Source organism: Sulfitobacter sp. G21635-S1 (assembly GCF_027213915.1).
GTDB lineage: Bacteria > Pseudomonadota > Alphaproteobacteria > Rhodobacterales > Rhodobacteraceae > Sulfitobacter.
This window is the reverse complement of record NZ_JAPWGV010000002.1, coordinates 95,048-111,587: the sequence shown is the minus strand read 5'-3', so window position 1 is coordinate 111,587 and position 16,540 is coordinate 95,048. Positions and strand designations below refer to the sequence as shown.

20 protein-coding genes are annotated in these 16,540 nt (G+C 63.1%); 9 read left to right on the top strand and 11 right to left on the bottom strand.

Annotation, left to right across the window (positions count from 1 at the left end; translation table 11 throughout):
* Positions 1 to 58: 58 nt before the first annotated feature.
* Together O4H53_RS02785 and O4H53_RS02780 are read left to right on the top strand one after the other, a co-directional pair.
* On the top strand, positions 59 to 844 hold the full coding sequence (locus O4H53_RS02785) for an alpha/beta fold hydrolase (protein WP_269361217.1): 786 nt from the start codon (positions 59 to 61) through the stop codon (positions 842 to 844).
* Positions 831 to 1,973 carry an alpha-D-ribose 1-methylphosphonate 5-triphosphate diphosphatase gene (locus O4H53_RS02780; RefSeq protein WP_269361216.1) on the top strand — a complete coding sequence of 381 codons (1,143 nt, stop codon included), beginning with the start codon at positions 831 to 833 and terminating at the stop codon, positions 1,971 to 1,973. Before O4H53_RS02785 ends, O4H53_RS02780 begins: the two co-directional genes overlap by 14 nt.
* On the opposite strand, the gene O4H53_RS02775 is transcribed toward O4H53_RS02780, so the two are convergent.
* The 3 genes from O4H53_RS02775 to O4H53_RS02765 all read right to left on the bottom strand — a co-directional run bounded on the left by O4H53_RS02775 (position 1,963) and on the right by O4H53_RS02765 (position 3,815).
* Positions 1,963 to 3,030 (bottom strand): 5-(carboxyamino)imidazole ribonucleotide synthase, encoded by a 1,068-nt coding sequence (locus tag O4H53_RS02775; RefSeq protein ID WP_269361215.1) that lies wholly within the window; start codon positions 3,028 to 3,030, stop codon positions 1,963 to 1,965. The two genes, O4H53_RS02780 and O4H53_RS02775, sit on opposite strands and share 11 nt — an antisense overlap.
* Complete coding sequence (gene purE, locus O4H53_RS02770; protein WP_269361213.1) at positions 3,023 to 3,511, bottom strand: 5-(carboxyamino)imidazole ribonucleotide mutase; 489 nt, start codon at positions 3,509 to 3,511, stop codon at positions 3,023 to 3,025. Before purE ends, O4H53_RS02775 begins: the two co-directional genes overlap by 8 nt.
* Positions 3,512 to 3,590: 79 nt before the next feature.
* The gene (locus O4H53_RS02765) at positions 3,591 to 3,815 is read right to left on the bottom strand and encodes a YdcH family protein (protein ID WP_269361211.1); all 225 of its coding nucleotides are present in this window, start codon (positions 3,813 to 3,815) and stop codon (positions 3,591 to 3,593) included.
* Between the two features lie 159 nt (positions 3,816 to 3,974).
* On the opposite strand from O4H53_RS02765, the gene O4H53_RS02760 reads away from it, so the two are divergent.
* The 4 genes from O4H53_RS02760 to O4H53_RS02745 all read left to right on the top strand — a co-directional run bounded on the left by O4H53_RS02760 (position 3,975) and on the right by O4H53_RS02745 (position 6,464).
* Positions 3,975 to 4,388, top strand: a complete 414-nt coding sequence (locus O4H53_RS02760) for an Hsp20 family protein (RefSeq protein ID WP_114275153.1) — start codon at positions 3,975 to 3,977, stop codon at positions 4,386 to 4,388.
* Between the two features lie 3 nt (positions 4,389 to 4,391).
* Positions 4,392 to 4,610: a DUF1150 family protein gene (locus O4H53_RS02755; protein ID WP_114275152.1), complete on the top strand. Its 219-nt coding sequence runs from the start codon at positions 4,392 to 4,394 to the stop codon at positions 4,608 to 4,610.
* A 106-nt stretch (positions 4,611 to 4,716) separates the two neighbouring features.
* On the top strand, positions 4,717 to 5,607 hold the full coding sequence (locus tag O4H53_RS02750; RefSeq protein ID WP_269361208.1) for a PhzF family phenazine biosynthesis protein: 891 nt from the start codon (positions 4,717 to 4,719) through the stop codon (positions 5,605 to 5,607).
* Positions 5,604 to 6,464, top strand: a complete 861-nt coding sequence (locus tag O4H53_RS02745; protein ID WP_269361206.1) for a glycosyltransferase family 10 domain-containing protein — start codon at positions 5,604 to 5,606, stop codon at positions 6,462 to 6,464. Before O4H53_RS02750 ends, O4H53_RS02745 begins: the two co-directional genes overlap by 4 nt.
* 55 nt (positions 6,465 to 6,519) lie before the next feature.
* Here O4H53_RS02745 and O4H53_RS02740 read toward each other — a convergent pair whose 3' ends face one another.
* From O4H53_RS02740 to trxB, 3 genes are all read right to left on the bottom strand, one after another.
* Entirely contained in the window at positions 6,520 to 8,235 is a 1,716-nt protein-coding gene (locus tag O4H53_RS02740; RefSeq protein ID WP_269361205.1) for a bifunctional sulfate adenylyltransferase/adenylylsulfate kinase, read from the bottom strand.
* A 142-nt stretch (positions 8,236 to 8,377) separates the two neighbouring features.
* Positions 8,378 to 10,069 (bottom strand): adenylate/guanylate cyclase domain-containing protein, encoded by a 1,692-nt coding sequence (locus tag O4H53_RS02735; protein ID WP_269361203.1) that lies wholly within the window; start codon positions 10,067 to 10,069, stop codon positions 8,378 to 8,380.
* 68 nt (positions 10,070 to 10,137) lie between these two features.
* Positions 10,138 to 11,148, bottom strand: coding sequence for a thioredoxin-disulfide reductase (trxB, locus tag O4H53_RS02730; RefSeq protein WP_269361202.1), 1,011 nt, complete (start codon positions 11,146 to 11,148; stop codon positions 10,138 to 10,140).
* 219 nt (positions 11,149 to 11,367) lie between these two features.
* Here trxB and O4H53_RS02725 point away from each other — a divergent pair, with 219 nt between their 5' ends.
* The gene (locus O4H53_RS02725; protein ID WP_269361200.1) at positions 11,368 to 11,868 is read left to right on the top strand and encodes an Lrp/AsnC family transcriptional regulator; all 501 of its coding nucleotides are present in this window, start codon (positions 11,368 to 11,370) and stop codon (positions 11,866 to 11,868) included.
* Between the two features lie 36 nt (positions 11,869 to 11,904).
* Here O4H53_RS02725 and O4H53_RS02720 read toward each other — a convergent pair whose 3' ends face one another.
* Both O4H53_RS02720 and O4H53_RS02715 read right to left on the bottom strand, forming a co-directional pair.
* Complete coding sequence (locus tag O4H53_RS02720; RefSeq protein ID WP_240313050.1) at positions 11,905 to 12,693, bottom strand: Hint domain-containing protein; 789 nt, start codon at positions 12,691 to 12,693, stop codon at positions 11,905 to 11,907.
* A gap of 305 nt (positions 12,694 to 12,998) precedes the next feature.
* The gene (locus O4H53_RS02715) at positions 12,999 to 13,145 is read right to left on the bottom strand and encodes a hypothetical protein (RefSeq protein ID WP_205388210.1); all 147 of its coding nucleotides are present in this window, start codon (positions 13,143 to 13,145) and stop codon (positions 12,999 to 13,001) included.
* 53 nt (positions 13,146 to 13,198) lie between these two features.
* Between O4H53_RS02715 and O4H53_RS02710 the strand changes: the two genes are divergently transcribed.
* A complete protein-coding gene (locus O4H53_RS02710) occupies positions 13,199 to 13,408 on the top strand; it encodes a hypothetical protein (protein WP_269361198.1) in 210 nt (69 codons plus the stop codon).
* Positions 13,409 to 13,428: 20 nt separating this feature from the next.
* Here the strand turns inward: O4H53_RS02710 and pgeF are convergent, their stop codons facing one another.
* Genes pgeF through lgt form a run of 3 tightly spaced genes read right to left on the bottom strand, consistent with a single transcriptional unit; the run spans position 13,429 to position 16,126 of the window.
* On the bottom strand, positions 13,429 to 14,184 hold the full coding sequence (gene pgeF, locus O4H53_RS02705) for a peptidoglycan editing factor PgeF (RefSeq protein ID WP_269361197.1): 756 nt from the start codon (positions 14,182 to 14,184) through the stop codon (positions 13,429 to 13,431).
* Positions 14,181 to 15,242 carry a class I SAM-dependent methyltransferase gene (locus O4H53_RS02700; RefSeq protein ID WP_269361196.1) on the bottom strand — a complete coding sequence of 354 codons (1,062 nt, stop codon included), beginning with the start codon at positions 15,240 to 15,242 and terminating at the stop codon, positions 14,181 to 14,183. Before O4H53_RS02700 ends, pgeF begins: the two co-directional genes overlap by 4 nt.
* Positions 15,239 to 16,126: a prolipoprotein diacylglyceryl transferase gene (lgt, locus tag O4H53_RS02695; RefSeq protein WP_269361195.1), complete on the bottom strand. Its 888-nt coding sequence runs from the start codon at positions 16,124 to 16,126 to the stop codon at positions 15,239 to 15,241. Before lgt ends, O4H53_RS02700 begins: the two co-directional genes overlap by 4 nt.
* 93 nt (positions 16,127 to 16,219) lie before the next feature.
* Here lgt and O4H53_RS02690 point away from each other — a divergent pair, with 93 nt between their 5' ends.
* Entirely contained in the window at positions 16,220 to 16,465 is a 246-nt protein-coding gene (locus tag O4H53_RS02690) for an accessory factor UbiK family protein (RefSeq protein WP_269361194.1), read from the top strand.
* Positions 16,466 to 16,540 lie beyond the last annotated feature (75 nt).

Sequence of the window (16,540 nt, the reverse complement as noted above, 5' to 3'; positions counted from 1 at the left end):
TCGCAACGTCAGTGGCGCCAGCATTTCATATTCGGATAAATCAGTCTATCTCAGGCCCATGATACGCATCATTGCCATCATTTCCGTCCTGTCCCTGGGGGCTGCTTCCGGGCTTGCCGCAGCGCCGTCGCGCTGTGTGGTCCTGCTGCACGGGCTGGCCAGGACCGAAGCCTCCTTCGCCCTGATGGAGGCGGCACTGGAGGGTGAAGGTTACCGCGTGGTGCGCCCCGGCTACCCTTCGACAGAGGCACCCGTGGAGGCATTGGTCAAACAGACCCTGCCGGATGCGGTGGCGGCCTGCGGGACCCCCAAGGTCGATTTTGTGACCCATTCGATGGGGGGTATCCTGTTGCGGCAATGGGTTGTCGATGCCGGGGCTGACCGTGTCGGGCGGGTGGTGATGCTGGCCCCGCCCAATCAGGGCAGCGAAGTGGTTGATGAGCTGAACGAGGTCGTCGCCTTTGACTGGATCAACGGCCCGGCGGGCGCGCAGATGGGCACCGGTCCGGACGCCCTGCCGCGCAGCCTGCCGCCGGTCACGTTTTCCCTGGGTGTTATTGCGGGATCGCAGTCTTTGAACCCTTATTTTTCGTCTATTCTGCCGGGGCCGGACGATGGCAAAGTGTCGGTCGCCTCGACCCGTGTGGCGGGCATGGCGGATCACATCGTCCTGCCGGTGACACATACCTTCATGATGAACAATCCGCGGGTGATCGCCCAGACCATGAGCTTTCTCAACACAGGTGCCTTTGACCAGTCGATGACATGGATTGGCGGGGTGCTGGATTCCTTTGGCTGCCCCGCCGGCAGCTGCCTGACAGGCCGCAGCGATGCCCGAGATTGATCTGACCGGGGGCCAGGTGCTGCGCCGGGAGGGGTGGAGCAATGCGCCGCTGTCTTTTGCGGGTGGCGTGATTGTGGATAAACCTGTGGGTCGTTCCGTGGATTTGCGGGGATTCAACATCTTGCCGGGTATCGTTGACCCGCATGGCGATGGCTTTGAACGTCATCTGGCCCAGCGGCGCGGGGCCATGAAGCAGATGGATGAGGGTCTGGTCGCCTGCGAGGCCGAGCTGGCCGCAAACGGGATCACCACGGCGGTACTGGCCCAATTCGTGAGCTGGGAAGGCGGAATGCGCGGATTATCCTTTGCCGACAAGGTCTTTCGCGCCATTGCTGACACCCGGAACACGCTGGTCACCGACCTGCGGGGGCAGTTGAGATTCGAGACCCATCTGCTTGATCTTTATGAAGAAATGCCGGGACGGATTGCGGATTGGGGGGTCGAATACATCGTTTTCAACGATCATTTGCCGCATGACCGGCTGGAGGCGGGCAAACAGCCGCGCAGGCTGATGGGGCAGGCGCTGAAGGCCGGGCGCAGCCCCGAGAAACACCATGCCATGATGCTGGAACTGCACGGGCAACGGGATGCGGTGCCCGCAGCACTTGACGGTTTGTGTGAAACGCTTGGCCGTGCGGGCCTGCGGATGGGCAGTCACGACGATACGACAGCGGAAGGTCGGGCGGCCTGGCGCAAGCGTGGTGTGCGCATTGCCGAATTCCCCGAAACGCTGGAAGCGGCAGAGGCGGCGCAGGCGGCAGGTGATGCGGTGATCATGGGCGCGCCCAACGTGGTGCGGGGTGGGTCGCACAATGGCAATCTGTCGGCCCTGGACCTGATCGTGATGGGCTATTGCGACGCCATCGCGTCAGATTATCACTACCCCTCGCCGCGCCGCGCCGCCTTGATGCTGGCAGAGGCGGGCGTCGCCCCGATGGCGGACATCTGGCATCTGGTTTCCGGCGGGCCCGCCGCCCTTCTGGGGCTGACCGACCGCGGCGTGCTGGAGGCGGGCAAACGTGCCGACCTTGTGGTGCTGGAGGCTGTCACGGGCCGTGTGGCCGCGACATTTGTCGCCGGGCGGGTGTCTTACATGTCGGGCGAGATTGCCGAGCGTTTTACCGCGTGATCCGGTTCACATGGCCCATCTTGCGGCCCGGTTTGACGCTGGCCTTGCCATAAAGATGCAGGCTGGTGTTCTTTTCGCGGGCCAGCTCCGGCACCCTGTCCATGTCATCGCCGATCAGGTTTTCCATCACCACATCGGCATAGCGTGACCCATCGCCCAGCGGCCAGCCGGTGATGGCACGGATGTGCTGTTCGAACTGGTCCACGCTGCAGCCCTGTTGTGTCCAATGGCCCGAGTTGTGCACCCTTGGCGCAATTTCGTTCACGATCAGACCCTGCGGCGTGACGAAAAGCTCGACCCCCAGAACCCCGACATAATCCAGCGCATTCAGGATCCTGGCTGCCATCAGAACCGCGTCGGTGCGCTGGCTGGCCGACAGTCGGGCAGGCACCGTTGTGGTGTGCAGGATACCGTCGCGGTGGACGTTTTCGCCGGGGTCAAAACAGGCCACTTCGCCGGTCACGCTGCGCGCCGCAATGACGGAAACCTCGTGGCTGAAATCGACAAAACCTTCCAGGACACAGGGGGCGCCGCCCATCTGGGACATGGTGCCGACAGCCTCCTCGGCGCTGCGCAGGCGCACCTGACCCTTGCCGTCGTAGCCAAAGCGCCGGGTCTTGAGGATCGAAGGCGTACCGATGGTTGTCACGGCGGCATCAAGCGCCGCCTGATCGGGGATATCGGCATAGGGGGCCACGTTCAGCCCCAGACCTTGCAGGAATTCCTTTTCGGTCAGGCGATCCTGGCTGATGCGCAGGGCCTCGCGGCCCGGCCGGATCGGCACCTGCGCCTCGATCAGGTCCAGCGCGCTTGTGGGGACATTCTCGAACTCGAACGTCACGATGTCACAGGCGCTGGCAAAGGCCCTGAGCGCGGCGTCGTCTTCATAGGGGGCGGTGGTGACGGCATCGGCCACATGGCCTGCGGGCGGCTCTGCCCCCGGCTCAAAGATATGGGTCCTGAACCCCAGACGGGAGGCGGCAACCGACAGCATCCGGCCCAGTTGACCGCCGCCAAGAATGCCGATGGTGCTGCCAAGGGGAAGCGGCTCAGTCATCTGTGGGCTCCTCCGGAATGGACGCGCTGAGGGCCGCGCGCCACTTGTCCAGCCGCTCGGCAAGTTTTGGGTCCTGCAGGGCGAGAATGCCCGCGGCCATCAGGGCCGCATTGGCAGCGCCCGCGGCACCGATGGCCATGGTCGCCACCGGGAAGCCGCGCGGCATCTGCAGAATGGAATAAAGCGAATCGACCCCTGACAATGCCCGCGTCTGGACCGGCACGCCAATCACCGGCACCCGGGTTTTCGAGGCCATCATGCCGGGCAGATGCGCGGCACCGCCGGCACCTGCGATGATCACCTGCAAGCCACGATCCACTGCCGTCTTGCCGTAGTCCCACAGCCTGTCGGGGGTGCGGTGCGCGGAAACGATGCGCGATTCGTAAGGAATCGCCAGCTCGTCCAGCAGCGCCGCCGCCTCGCGCATCGTGGACCAGTCAGATTGCGAACCCATGATGATGCCAACGGGGGGAGGGGTCATGCCAAGCAGCCTTTTGCAGAAATTCAGAGCGCGCACTATACCTGTCCGCGCCTGCAGGGCAATGCGCGCAGAGGATGTTTCAGGCGATGATATCGGGGGTCAGGCGGTCTTCGATCTGGGCAATCAGATCCTTCAGCCGCAGTTTGCGTTTTTTCAGCCGTTGCAGGGTCAGCTGATCTGCCGTGTTCCGGTCCGTCAGGGCCCTGATCGCCTCGTCCAGATCGCGGTGTTCGCGGCGGAAAACTTCAAGTTCCACACGCAGCACATCGTCGTTTTTCATGGAAAGATCAGTCGGCGCATTCATCGGTCGGGTGATTCCATCACAGTAGAGTATCCCAATATAGGGCGTGCGCTTGTTCACGCATAGCCCTTGCGCCGGATGGCCCATGCCCCCATATTTATGCCATGGGTTGCCGCTGAAGGGGCCCATGCCTGACTGTCGCTTTAATACAGGACGTGTCGCATGACGAAACTGACGCTTGCTTCTTATCCTCACATGTTGGGGTTTGAACAGCTGGAACGGGTGCTGGAACGCACTGCGAAATCCGGCAACGAAGGCTATCCGCCTTTCAATATCGAACAGACATCCGACTACAGCTACCGCATCACGCTGGCCGTTGCGGGCTTTGCCGAGGATGATCTTGCCATCACTGTCGAAGACCGCCAGCTGGTGATCCGGGGACGTCAGCACGATGACGGCGAAGACCGGGTGTTCCTGCACCGTGGCATCGCCGCACGGCAGTTCCAGCGCAGCTTTGTGCTGGCCGACGGGGTGGATGTGGGCGAGGCTCAGATGGAGAACGGTCTGCTGCACGTGGACTTGACCCGGGCCAAACCCGAAACAGTTGTACAGACCATAAAGATCAAGAAAGGGTAAGATATGCATGACATGACAACCCATGGCGGGGACCGGACGGTATACGTCAAGACAATCGCCGTCAGCGATCTGCCTCGCGAAGTACGCGATCAGGCCGAAGGTCTGGAACTGCTCTATTCGGTGCATGATGCCCAGGGCCAGCAGCTGGCGCTTGTCGGCGACCGCAAACTGGCCTTTCATCTGGCGCGCGAACATGACTATGCGCCGGTGATGGTGCATTAGAAGATGCATTAAGCGCGGTCGGGGCCTTTACCCCGCCACGCGGATCATGGATTTGTAAGAGGCCGCAGCGCACTGCGGCCTTTTTTGTTATCCGGGGATGTTTGCGATGCGCCTTGAATTTGATTGGGTCGATGCCTTTACCACCCAGCCGTTTGGCGGAAACGGCTGTGCCGTGGTGCATGGCGGTGCGGTTCTGAGCGATGAAACCTGCATGGGTTACGTGCGCGAAACCTCTCTGGTGGAATGCACCTTTACCGGGCCGTCCAATGTGGCGGACCTGCGGGTGAAATACTATCTGGCCAGCCGGGAAATACCCTTTGCGGGTCATCCCACCATTGCCACCGTGGCTGCGCTTCGCCATCGCGGCATGATCGGCGACGGGCCGCTGCGGCTCGAAACCGGGGCGGGCATTGTGGCGATCGAGGTGGCGGGCGACCTGATCACCATGACACAGGTGGCGCCGACATTCGGCGCAGAGGTCGCTCCGCATCTGGTTGCTGCAATCGGCGGCATCACCCCGGAAGAGATCATCAGCCCGCCGCAGATCGTATCAACCGGGTTGCCGTTCTGCATCACGGTGCTGCGGAACCGTGCCGCCCTCGATGGGTTGCGGTTCGACCCTTCGGCGCTTGCGGCCTATGCACAGGCATTGGGTCACGACGGTATTGATATCATGGAGCCTTACTGGATCACCCTGGAAGGGGCTACCTCTGCCGGCGACACCTATGCACGGCTTCTGTTGGCACCGCCCAGCCCGCCGGAGGACCCGTTCACCGGTTCCGCCACCGGTGCGGCGGCCAGCTATCTCTGGGCGCGGGGGCTGCTGGACAGCCCTTACTATGTGGCCGAGCAGGGACATGGCATGGGCAGGCCGGGTCAGGCGCAGGTCACCGTCCTGGGGCCGCGCGACGCCATCACCGGGGTTCAGGTCGCCGGGCAGGGCTGCGTGATCATGTCGGGGGATGTCTTTCTTCCCGCCGGGGATGAAGGGCGGTGACCGATCCGGCCATCGCTGTCCTGCCCTACGGGTCGCAACTGGGGGCCGCGCTTGCGCAGGTGCCGCTGGACGATCTGCACTGGCCCCTTGGGCGGCCCGACCGGCTGGCGGCGGGGCAGGTGGGTGATCTGCTGCCTGACGATCACCTGATCGTCTATCCCAAGACGGCGATGCATTTCCGGCTGCGCTGGGCCACACCCGCGCGGGTCTCCGTCATGGTGGTGGAGCCTGCCGCGATCCACCGGCGGCACCTGCGGCTGCTGCGCTGGACCTGGCGGCGCTTCTACCGGGTGCTTTGTCACGACGACGCGTTGCTGGCGGCAATCCCGAACGGCATCATGCTGCCCTTCGGCACCAGCTGGGTGCCGGACCCGTCCGGATTGAAGATCGACAAGACACGGCACATGTCGCTCATCGCCTCGGCCAAGCGCGACACGCTGGGTCATCAGTTGCGGCACGAGATGGTCGATCTGGTCCGGGACGAGGGGCTGGAGGTCGAAATCCTGGGGCGCGGCTATGCCCCTTTTGCGGAAAAATCCGACGGGCTGGCACCCTACCGTTTCTCCGTGGTGATCGAAAACATCCGCGAGCGGAACTACTTTACCGAAAAGATCGTCGATGCCGTGCTCTGCGAGACGGTGCCGATCTATTGGGGTTGTCCGAACATCGGGGATTTCATGGATACCGGCGGGATGGTGATCTGCGAGGATGCGGCCGAGATGAAGGATGCGATCCGCGCGGCAAACGGGGGGCTGTATGACCAGCTTGCCACCGCCCTGCGCGCGGCCAAGCCACAGGCGGCGCATTGGGCCGATCTGGACGGCCGCGCCGCCCGCGCCATCCGCGACAGTCTGTGAAACGCAAAACGCAGCCCCGGGGGCTGCGTTTCGGGTTCGTCGCGAAGGGATCGGATCAGCCGCTGATCAGACCCATGCTTTCCAGTTTCAACAAAACCTGATGGGCGCAGTTGTCGACGTCCACGCTTTCGGTATCCAGTGACAGTTCGGGATTCTGCGGCACATCGTAAGGGTCAGAAATGCCTGTGAATTCCTTGATCTTGCCTTCGCGCGCCAGCTTGTACAGCCCCTTGCGGTCGCGGCGTTCGCATTCCTCGATCGAGGTGGCCACATGCACCTCTACAAAGGCGCCGAAGGCTTCGATGTCTTCGCGAACCGCGCGGCGGGTGGTCGCATAAGGTGCGATGGGTGCGCAGATGGCGATGCCGCCGTTCTTGGTGATCTCGGAGGCGACATAGCCGATGCGGCGGATGTTGAGGTCACGGTGCTCTTTCGAGAAGCCCAGCTCGGAGCTGAGGTTCTTGCGGACGATATCGCCGTCCAGAAGCGTCACCGGGCGACCGCCCATTTCCATCAGCTTGACCATCAGCGCGTTGGCAATGGTGGATTTGCCCGAGCCGGAGAAGCCGGTGAAGAACACGGTAAAGCCCTGATCGGAACGCGGCGGAGAGGTGCGGCGCAGCTCCTTGACCACTTCGGGGAAGGAGAACCACTCAGGAATTTCCAGACCTTCGCGCAGGCGGCGGCGCAGTTCGGTGCCGGAAATGTTCAGGATGGTGACGTTCTCCTTGTCCTCGATCTCGTCTGCGGGCTCGTACTGGGCGCGTTCCTGCACATAGACCATGTGTTTGAAATCGACCATTTCGATGCCCATTTCCTCCTGATGCTCGCGGAACAGGTCCTGCGCATCATAGGGGCCATAGAAATCTTCACCGGCTGAATTCTTGCCGGGGCCCGCGTGATCGCGGCCGACGATGAAATGGGTGCAGCCGTGGTTCTTGCGGATCAACCCGTGCCAGACCGCCTCGCGGGGGCCCGCCATGCGCATGGCAAGGTTCAGCAGCGACATCGAGGTGGTGGCCGCCGGGTATTTGTCCAGCACCGCCTCATAGCAGCGGACGCGGGTGAAGTGATCGACATCGCCGGGCTTGGTCAGGCCGACAACCGGATGGATCAGCAGGTTGGCCTGGGCTTCACGCGCGGCGCGGAAGGTCAGCTCCTGGTGTGCGCGGTGCAGCGGGTTGCGGGTCTGGAAGGCCACGACCTTGCGCCAGCCCATCTTGCGGAAATAGGCGCGCAGTTCATTGGGTGTGTCGCGGCGTGCGCGGAAGTCATAGTGAACCGGTTGCTGAATCCCGGTGACCGGTCCGCCAAGATAGATCTTGCCCGCCTTGTTGTGCAGGTAGTTCACCGCCGGATGCGCGTCGTCATCCGCACCGAATACCTTTTCGGCTTCGCGGGCCTTGTTCGGCTCCCAGCGGTCGGTCACGGTCATGGTGGCAAGGATGACACCTTCCTGATCGCGCAGGGCGATGTCCTGGCCCAGCTCCAGTTTCTCGGCGAAATCCTCGCTCACGTCCAGGGTGATCGGCATCGGCCAAAGGGTGCCGTCGGCCAGCCGCAGGTTTTCAACGACGCCGTCGTAATCGGCTTCGGTCAGGAAACCCTTCAGCGGGTTGAAGCCGCCGTTCATCAGCAGTTCCAGATCGCAGATTTGGCGCGGGGTCAGATCGTGGCTGACCAGCTCACCCGCCTCATGCTTCAGCTTCTGGGCCGACTCGTAGGAAACATACAGCTCGGGGATCGGGGATAAATTTTGCACCATCGTCATGTCAAACTCACTTTTGCCTTATGTCGTCGTGACAGTATCGCAGGCCCTATGCCCCCGCACAGCGTCCAGAGTCTAGCGGTGCAAGGAGAAAAAGAGAAAAAATCCTGCCCGGGTTGCGGAAAATGGCCAGTCATGGGTGGTTTCAGGCTGTTCCGGTGGCGGACAGGGCGTCCAGCTGTGCGGCCAGGTCATGGGCATGTTTCACCGGCCACGCCGCAAGAGGGGCGTGGACCCCGCGCAGGGTCAGTTCCACCATCAGCTCCGCTGCGGGCGCATGGCCAGCCGCCGCCAGCAGCGGTGCAGAGATCATCGCCTGAACGCCATGTTCCTTGGTGACCCCTTCCAGCCGCGAAGCGGTATTCACCGTGTCGCCGATCAGGGTGCGGGGGGACTGACCGATAGCGCCGATTTCGCCCACAACCACCTCGCCGAGGTGCGCACCGATCCCGATTGCGACGGGCCCCTGTCCTTCGTCCGAAAGCTGTGCGTTAAACCGGTCCAGTTCCTGCGCAATGCCTTCGATCGCGCGCAGCGCGGCCTGGGCAGAGCTTTCGGGGGTTGCCGTCTCGAAGATCGCCAGAAACCCGTCGCCGAGGTATTTGTCAATCGTGCCGCCCTCGCGGTTGACCGCGGGAACCACCGCATCGAAGAACCGGTTCAGCAGGAACACCACGTCATAGGGCAACTGGCCGGTTGTGCGGGCCGTGAAGCCACGCATGTCAAGGAACAGCAGCGCAAGCTTCTTTTCTTCGCCCTGGCTGGCGTGGGTCCGGTGTTTGCGGCGTCCGTCGGGCTGAAAGATGCGGAACACGGTGGTGGGGGCGACGGGGACGATCTGGCAGGCCAGCCGCACCCCCGGTCCTGCGCCCACCGCGGCAAGGGCGCGGGCCTCTGCCGGGCTGGGCGGGTGCAACTTCTCTGCCCCTTGCTCGATCAGTACCCGGCAGGTGGTGCAGCGCCCCCGTCCCCCGCAGAGAGATGCATGTGGCACGCCCCGCAGGCGGGAAACTTCCAGCAGCGTCAGGCCCTTGGGCGCCCAGACCTCTGGCCCGTCCACATAGCTGACCCGCACGGATTGCCGCCGCGACAGGACCGATTTGATCGCATAGATTGCGCCGACTGCAACCAGCACGGCAAACAGCCCCCAGCCAAGATAGCGCGTCCAGGCAATGAGCATGGCGAAAGTCTCGGTATCGGGGAAGTTGTAGGCGGCATAGATCGCCTCACGGTTTTCGGGAATGCGAAAGTTCCCGGCGATCCGCCGCGCTTCGGTCAGGAAGCCGGCCAGTGCAAAGGCGGGGACAAGAGCCGCAATGCCCGCAAGGGCCGGCAATGACCTGCGCCACCATGGCTTTCCGCGCAGCCAGAAATGCAGGCCCGTGCAGCCATGCGCCCAGACCAGCACCAGCAAGGCGCATTGTTTCCAGCCATCCAGGGTGTTGTAGAGCAGGAGCGAGATATACCCCATCTCGTCGTTCACATCGAAAAGCTCGTGCGCTGTGCGGGTGTGCACCAGATGGGCGATCAGCAAGACGGGGATCATCAGGCCAAGCACGGTCTGTGCCGCTTCCCAGAACGGCATGCGCAGGGTGCCGCGCAGGGCAAGCCTGCCCAGGACCATGGAGAGATGAATGGTGAAGGCACCGTAGATCAGGATCGTGCCCGGGATGCTGCGGGTGACAAGCTGACGCCAATCCTGCGCCGCATGCATCAGCTCGGTCGAAAACAGGCCCAGCCCGATGTTCAGGAAATGCAGCAGGGCGTAGATGAACAGCACCAGACCGCTGGCGATGCGCAGGCGGGTTGCAGTGGTTCCGCGCCAAAGATCGCTCATGTCCTGCTCCTTGCGTTGGTCAGACTTTGCGGGGAGGCAAGGAGCAGGTCAAGATGGGTGGTGGTGGCCTATTCAGCTACCTGAGCGCCGTGTCCCAGGGGCAGCGAGGTGTCCTTGCCGCCCTGGATTTCCACATCGTCGCCCATTTCGGCCAGGAACCGTTCCGCTTCCAGCGCTGCCATGCAGCCCATGCCGGCGCTGGTCACCGCCTGCCGGTACTTGTGGTCGGTCAGGTCACCGGCGGCAAAAACACCGGGGATCGAGGTTTCGGTGCTGTCGGGCTTGGTCACGACATAGCCGCCCATGTGGGTTTCCAGCACGTCCTTGACCAGTTCGTTTGCCGGTGCGTGGCCGATGGCGATGAAGACGCCCTTGGCGGGGATGTCCGTGATCTCGCCGGTTTCAACATGCTTTACCTTGATGCCCTCGACACCCAGCGGGCTGTCGGTGCCATAAACCTCGTGCAGTTCATGGAACCACAGCGGCTCGATCTTGGGGTTTTTCATCAGCCGGTCGATCAGGATCTTCTCGGCACGCAGTTCGTCGCGGCGATGGATCAGCGTCACCTTGGAGGCGAAGTTGGTCAGGAACAGCGCCTCTTCCACGGCTGTGTTGCCACCGCCGACCACGACGATCTCCTGGCCGCGATAGAAAAAGCCGTCGCAGGTCGCACAGGCGCTGACGCCGAAACCCTTGAACTTGTCCTCCGTCGGCAGGCCAAGCCATTTTGCCCGCGCGCCGGTGGCAAGGATCACCGCGTCGGCGATATAGGTCGTGCCGCTGTCCCCCCTGGCGTGGAACGGACGGCTGGACAGGTCCAGATCGGTGATGATGTCGCCGATGATCTCGGTGCCCATGGCCTTGGCGTGGTCCTGCATGCGCACCATCAGATCGGGGCCCTGAACTTCGCTGTCGCCGGGCCAGTTCTCGACCTCGGTGGTGGTGGTCAGCTGGCCGCCCGGCTCGATCCCCTGGACCAGAATAGGCTCCAGCATGGCGCGGCTGGCATAGACACCGGCCGTGTAGCCTGCCGGGCCTGAGCCAATGATCAGAACCTTGGTTTTGCGTGTCTCGGCCATACGGCACCCCCGAACATCTGTTGCAGCCCTCGTCATATAGACAAGCTCCGCCGCCGCTTAAACCCCCGTTGGAGGGGCCCGAAGCCGGGCCAATAGGGCTTTTCATCCCCGGATGCCGGCGCTAAGTGTCGACTCTGGAAGATTCTTGCGCGAATACGAAACAATATTGCGCAGAATCGCCGCGCTGATATAAGAATCGCAAATACCACGGGGGACATCATGGCAGGTACACGGCTTGATCCGATTGATCGGAAAATTCTGGCCGAATTGCAGGCCGATGGGCGGATGACCAACGTCGAGCTGGCCAAGCGGGTCGGCATTTCAGCACCGCCCTGCCTGCGCCGGGTCCGCACGCTGGAGGAACAAGGCTACATCCGGGGCTATCACGCCGATGTCGATGCACGCGAACTGGGCTTCGAGGTGCAGGTCTTTGCGATGGTCGGGCTGGCCAGCCAGGCCGAAGCGGACCTGAGCGCCTTTGAGCAGAAATGCCGCGACTGGCCCCTGGTCCGTGAATGTCACATGCTGAACGGCGAAGTCGACTTCATCATCAAATGTGTGGCCCCGGACCTGTCCAGCTTTCAAAGCTTTCTGACCGGCAAGCTGCTGACCACCCCGAATGTGGCCAGTGTCAAGACCAGCCTCGTGATCCGTGGTGCCAAGGATGAACCCGGCGTGCCCTTCGATGTTCTGGAAGAACGCCTGAAAACCACCCCCTGAGGCGCAGGCCCCGGAGGGCGTCGTCGCGGCGTGGCTTCAGGCGACCTGACCGTTTTCAGGTTCCGGCGCGCGCGGATGGGCCAGCGGACCGAAGTCGGTGATGTGGCTGATGCGCGGAAACATCCCCAGGAAACGGTCGCGCAGCGAATGGGTCACCGTCCGTGTCGCATTGGCACCGGGGTGAAAGGTTTCCATCTCAAGCCCGCCCGCATTGATCGCGGCATGGCGGTCCAGGCAGATGTGAAACAGCCGCACGGGTGTTGGCGGTACGATCTCGATCACGTTCACACCGTCCACGAATTCCCGGACCGAGGTCAGCATCCTTGTGCCACCGGCCTCTGACCGCAGGTGGTGGGGGGTGTGCAGCACCCTTGCGCCCGGTCCGACGGTCAGGAAGGACGAGGGGCGCCCCTGTCCGAAGCTGTCGGCCATGATCCGCACCAGCGGCATGCGGCGGCCCGCGTCGGCGGGCACGAAGCTGGAGGAACCGATCCAGATCAGCTTGGCCGGTTCGCCGGTGGAGGTGTTGATCATGTCGCCGGGCTGCAGATCCTCGACCGCGACCTCACCATTGACGGTCTGGATCAGCGTGCCGCGCGCAAAAGCGGAAAAGGCGGATTCGAACAATGGAATGGCCGGTGCCCTGTCCTGTCCGATGTAAAGCGAACCGTCCGTCCGCAACGCCGCTATTTCGAAATTGCGCATTGGCATGGGGGCGGTTGCGCGCAGCCCGCCATTTGCGGGACCCGGCGCGTTCAGGTCGAACCCGCGTGGTGCTTTCAGTCTGGTCTGCAGGCGGGCGCCTGAGGCAGCAGTAATATTCATGCGATCACCCTTCCAAGGTAGGTCACATCCGTGTCGGCCCCCACCGACAACAACGGAAATAACATTCGTCATTTCATGTCTTCTACGAGGCTTAAATCGTCATGAAAGGGTTAGATTGTCAAAGTTTGTCGAACATTAATGCCCCATTTAAGGCCAATTTGGTGGATTTTCGCCGTTCTGTTTCCCCAATTCCGCGTGACGCTGCCACATTTCACGCAAAAAAAGACCCCCCTCGCGAATCAACGCGTGGGGGGTATGCACTCGTACCAGCGAAACTGGTCGCTTCGGGGAGGCTGGTGCGGTGTTCAGGCGGACTTGCGCGCCGATGTCTCGGATGCGTTGCGCTTGGCGATGAAAGCCTTCCGGCGTGCGCCGCGCGCCCAGGGCATCACGGTGTCATTCTTGGCTGCGGTTTCGACGACGTTCTTGATAAAGCGTGTGTTGGTCTTCATTGTCTCATCCTCGGTCTGTATTTTCGGGTCGCTGCCCTTGCTTGAGGATCAATATGCCGGACCAATCGGGCGGGTTTTTGGCGTTTGACGAGAATTTTCAAGAAAGCTTCATCATTGAACCGGTCATTTGTGACCGCACCGCCTCAATTGCGCAAAGCCCTTGTTTTATTGAAAATCATAGGTGCTTCGTGGCCAATCTTGCCGCTTTTGCAGGATTGTTTCCGCTTTGCGAGTGGGTCATTCGGGCAGGAAGGGGGCCATAGCTGCCCCAATTGCGTCAAAATCAAAGGGTGATGGCAGAGATCAGGCGGCCGTAATCGGCCTCCTTGGCATGGGTGGATCTGCGATAGGAATAGAACCGTGCCGGATCGCTGTAAGTGCAGTGATGTGTCCATTCCGCATGGCCCACACCAGCCGCCCGCAGCCGGTTCAGCCCAAAGCCGGGCAGATCGAACAACATCCTGTCGCCGTCGCCATTGGCAAAGTAGCGGGCATAGGCCTGATCCTCGGCAATGAAATCCTCGAAGAATTCCGGACCAACCTCATAGGCGCGCTGGCTGATGCAGGGCCCGATGACGGCGGTGATGTCGGGCCGCGCGGCCCCCAGCGCCACCATGGCATCGACGGTGGCATGCAACACCCCGTCCAGCGCGCCCCGCCATCCGGCATGGGCCGCCCCGATGACGCCGGCCCTGGCATCTGCAAACAGCACAGGCTGGCAATCGGCGCTCAGCACCGACAGCGCAAGGCCGGGGGTAGCGGTGACCAGCGCATCCGCTTTCGGCTTTTCCGCCTGCGGTGCGGTCACGGTGATCGCGGTGGCGGAATGGACCTGGTGCACACCCAGCAGGTGGTCCTGCGCCACACCCATGGCCTCTGCCACGCGGCTGCGGTTGATGGCCACGATTTCGCGCTGGTCCGAACTGCCCTGTCCGCAGTTCAGGCCGGCGAACACGCCCGAGGATGCACCGCCCGCGCGGGTGAAAAACCCGTGGCGCAGGGGGGCAAGACAGTCCGACGTGAGAATTTCCAGTGTCATGGTTCCAATCCCGGTGGCGGTGCCGACTCTGGCGGATAAAGGGCGATCACTTTGAAGAGGTTTCCCATTTCCTGCGGATGCGTCAACCGTCGATGTGCGGCGATATGGCTGCCCAGCGCCGGGCCGGTCAGCCTCTGTGCCAGTTGTTGCGCCCGCTGCGTGATGCCCAGCCGTTCAAGGAATACCCCCTGCGGGGTGACACGGCTGTAGGCGCAGGGGGCTGCGGCCAGGGCGATCGCTTCGAAATCCACATGTGCGGTCAGATCGGCGGCACCCGGGTTGGCCAGCGGGTTTGTGGGTTCGTGGTCCTGCACCGCCTGCCAGGTGTCGCCCAGCGTGCGCCAGTCGCCGTAATCAATGATCAGCGCAGTGCCGCCGTGCTGTGCGATCCGGGGGGCGATCCGGGACAGGATTGGCGACAGGGCACCGCAGATCTCGACCACATCGCCGTCGCGGGTGTCCTCGATCCTGTTCTTCAGCGCCGGTTGCGGCTGGGCGGGGCCAAGACCCAGGGCAAGCGCCCCGTCCTGCAGGCCGACCTGCCGTTCGCGCCAGCGCATCCCGTCCCGGAGGAACTGGCGGATCGGCAGCGCGTCAAAGAATTCATTCGCCACCAGGTAAAGCGGTTGATCCGGCAGGTCACCCACCTCGGTCGACCAGGTGACCTGCCAGGCCTCCAAAGTCCGGGCCTGTATCTGGCGCAGGGCGTCCGAGGCTTCGATCAGCTGGATTTCCGCCGCCTCGGCAAATCCCGGCACTTTGGCGCAGGCCCGCAGGATGTCCGCCATCAGCGTGCCGCGGCCGGGGCCCAGCTCCGCCAGGGTGAAGGGGGAGGGCGCGCCATCGTTCAGCCATTTCTGTGCCAGCGACAGACCGATGACTTCGCCGAACATCTGGCTGATCTCGGGGGCGGTGGTGAAATCACCCGCAGCCCCCAGCGGGTCGCGGGTGGCGTAATAGCCCCAGCGCGGGTGCAACAGGCAGGACTGCATGTAGTCATCCAGCCGCATCGGCCCTTCGGCCCGGATGCGCGCGACGATATGGTCATGCAGGCTCATGCCGGGCGACGGCGCGCCCGCAGGATCAGGAACACCCCGACCAGGATCATCGGCAGGCAGAGGATCTGGCCCATGGTCAGCCCATAGCCGCCCATGTGCCAGGCGAGGCCCAGCGGATTGCCCTCGCTGACGAACTGCGCATCGGGCTGGCGGACGAATTCGACCATAAAACGGGCGATGCCATAGCCGGCGAGGAACGTGCCGCCGATCAGCCCTTCGCGTTTCAACGCCCCGCGCCGCCAGGCCATCCAGACCAGAAGGCCCCCCAGGATCAGCCCTTCGAGCAGCGCCTCGTAGAGTTGCGAGGGGTGCCGGGCGCAGAGTCCGGCCACATCGGGACAATATTGCGCGGCATCGGTCGGAAAGGCGACGCCCCAGGGCAGGTCGGTTGGCCGGCCCCAGAGCTCGGCATTGATGAAATTGGCCAGACGCCCCAGGAACAGCCCCGGCGCCAGCCCGAGGCAGACCATATCGCCGGTCGGGATGGTGGGGATCTTGTGGCGCAGGGTATAAAGCCATCCGGCAAGGATGACGCCCAGGGCCCCGCCGTGAAAGGACATGCCGCCTTCCCAAAGCTGCAGGATGCGCAGCGGGTTGGTCAGGTAGAACCCGGGTTGATAGAACAGCACATAGCCCAGCCGCCCGCCCAGGATGACGCCCAGGATCACCCAGAACAGCAGGTCCTCGACCTGGGAGGGGGTCATCACGGGCGTGTTGTTCTTCCATAGTCGCGGGGTCCGGGTGGCCCGCACAACAAGGCGCCAGCCCAGCAGGATGCCGACGATATAGGCCAGCGCATACCAACGCAGTGCGAAGGTTGTGCCAAACAGGGAAATCGAGAAGATCTCGGGCGAGATTTCGGGGAAGGGGAGCATTGCGATCATGCGCTGATTGAGCGCGCCCCGGCGGGGAAGTCAACCTTGCGCCTGCGACAAGTGGCCCCCATATAGGATGAAAGCGAACCCCGGAGGCGAGACATGCAGACCCGCAACAAATTTTTCGACGACGTCAGCCAGATGATGACCAATGCCATGGGCGTGGCACAGGGGGCCCGGAACGAGGCTGAAACCGCGCTGAAAGGCATGATGGACCGCTGGCTGGCGGATCGCGACTTTGTGACCCGCGAGGAATTCGACGCGGTGCGCGCGATGGCGCAGAAAGCGCGCGAGGAGAACGAGGCGCTCAGGGCGCGGCTCGACGCGCTGGAGGCAAAGAAGGGCTGACCCAAAGGCGGCGCTGCCGCGCCATTCCAGTTTATTGCAAGGGGCGGGTGATCACCCGGCCCTTGAGGGGGCACC

What these genes read in the sequence shown, in the direction of transcription:
- O4H53_RS02785 (WP_269361217.1), top strand. Translation starts at nt 59, where the DNA reads ATGATACGCATCATTGCCATCATTTCCGTCCTGTCCCTGGGGGCTGCT.
- O4H53_RS02780 (WP_269361216.1), top strand. Translation starts at nt 831, where the DNA reads ATGCCCGAGATTGATCTGACCGGGGGCCAGGTGCTGCGCCGGGAGGGG.
- O4H53_RS02775 (WP_269361215.1), bottom strand. Translation starts at nt 3,030, where the DNA reads ATGACTGAGCCGCTTCCCCTTGGCAGCACCATCGGCATTCTTGGCGGC.
- purE (WP_269361213.1), bottom strand. Translation starts at nt 3,511, where the DNA reads ATGACCCCTCCCCCCGTTGGCATCATCATGGGTTCGCAATCTGACTGG.
- O4H53_RS02765 (WP_269361211.1), bottom strand. Translation starts at nt 3,815, where the DNA reads ATGAATGCGCCGACTGATCTTTCCATGAAAAACGACGATGTGCTGCGT.
- O4H53_RS02760 (WP_114275153.1), top strand. Translation starts at nt 3,975, where the DNA reads ATGACGAAACTGACGCTTGCTTCTTATCCTCACATGTTGGGGTTTGAA.
- O4H53_RS02755 (WP_114275152.1), top strand. Translation starts at nt 4,392, where the DNA reads ATGCATGACATGACAACCCATGGCGGGGACCGGACGGTATACGTCAAG.
- O4H53_RS02750 (WP_269361208.1), top strand. Translation starts at nt 4,717, where the DNA reads ATGCGCCTTGAATTTGATTGGGTCGATGCCTTTACCACCCAGCCGTTT.
- O4H53_RS02740 (WP_269361205.1), bottom strand. Translation starts at nt 8,235, where the DNA reads ATGACGATGGTGCAAAATTTATCCCCGATCCCCGAGCTGTATGTTTCC.
- O4H53_RS02735 (WP_269361203.1), bottom strand. Translation starts at nt 10,069, where the DNA reads ATGAGCGATCTTTGGCGCGGAACCACTGCAACCCGCCTGCGCATCGCC.
- trxB (WP_269361202.1), bottom strand. Translation starts at nt 11,148, where the DNA reads ATGGCCGAGACACGCAAAACCAAGGTTCTGATCATTGGCTCAGGCCCG.
- O4H53_RS02725 (WP_269361200.1), top strand. Translation starts at nt 11,368, where the DNA reads ATGGCAGGTACACGGCTTGATCCGATTGATCGGAAAATTCTGGCCGAA.
- O4H53_RS02720 (WP_240313050.1), bottom strand. Translation starts at nt 12,693, where the DNA reads ATGAATATTACTGCTGCCTCAGGCGCCCGCCTGCAGACCAGACTGAAA.
- O4H53_RS02715 (WP_205388210.1), bottom strand. Translation starts at nt 13,145, where the DNA reads ATGAAGACCAACACACGCTTTATCAAGAACGTCGTCGAAACCGCAGCC.
- O4H53_RS02710 (WP_269361198.1), top strand. Translation starts at nt 13,199, where the DNA reads ATGCCGGACCAATCGGGCGGGTTTTTGGCGTTTGACGAGAATTTTCAA.
- pgeF (WP_269361197.1), bottom strand. Translation starts at nt 14,184, where the DNA reads ATGACACTGGAAATTCTCACGTCGGACTGTCTTGCCCCCCTGCGCCAC.
- O4H53_RS02700 (WP_269361196.1), bottom strand. Translation starts at nt 15,242, where the DNA reads ATGAGCCTGCATGACCATATCGTCGCGCGCATCCGGGCCGAAGGGCCG.
- lgt (WP_269361195.1), bottom strand. Translation starts at nt 16,126, where the DNA reads ATGATCGCAATGCTCCCCTTCCCCGAAATCTCGCCCGAGATCTTCTCG.
- O4H53_RS02690 (WP_269361194.1), top strand. Translation starts at nt 16,220, where the DNA reads ATGCAGACCCGCAACAAATTTTTCGACGACGTCAGCCAGATGATGACC.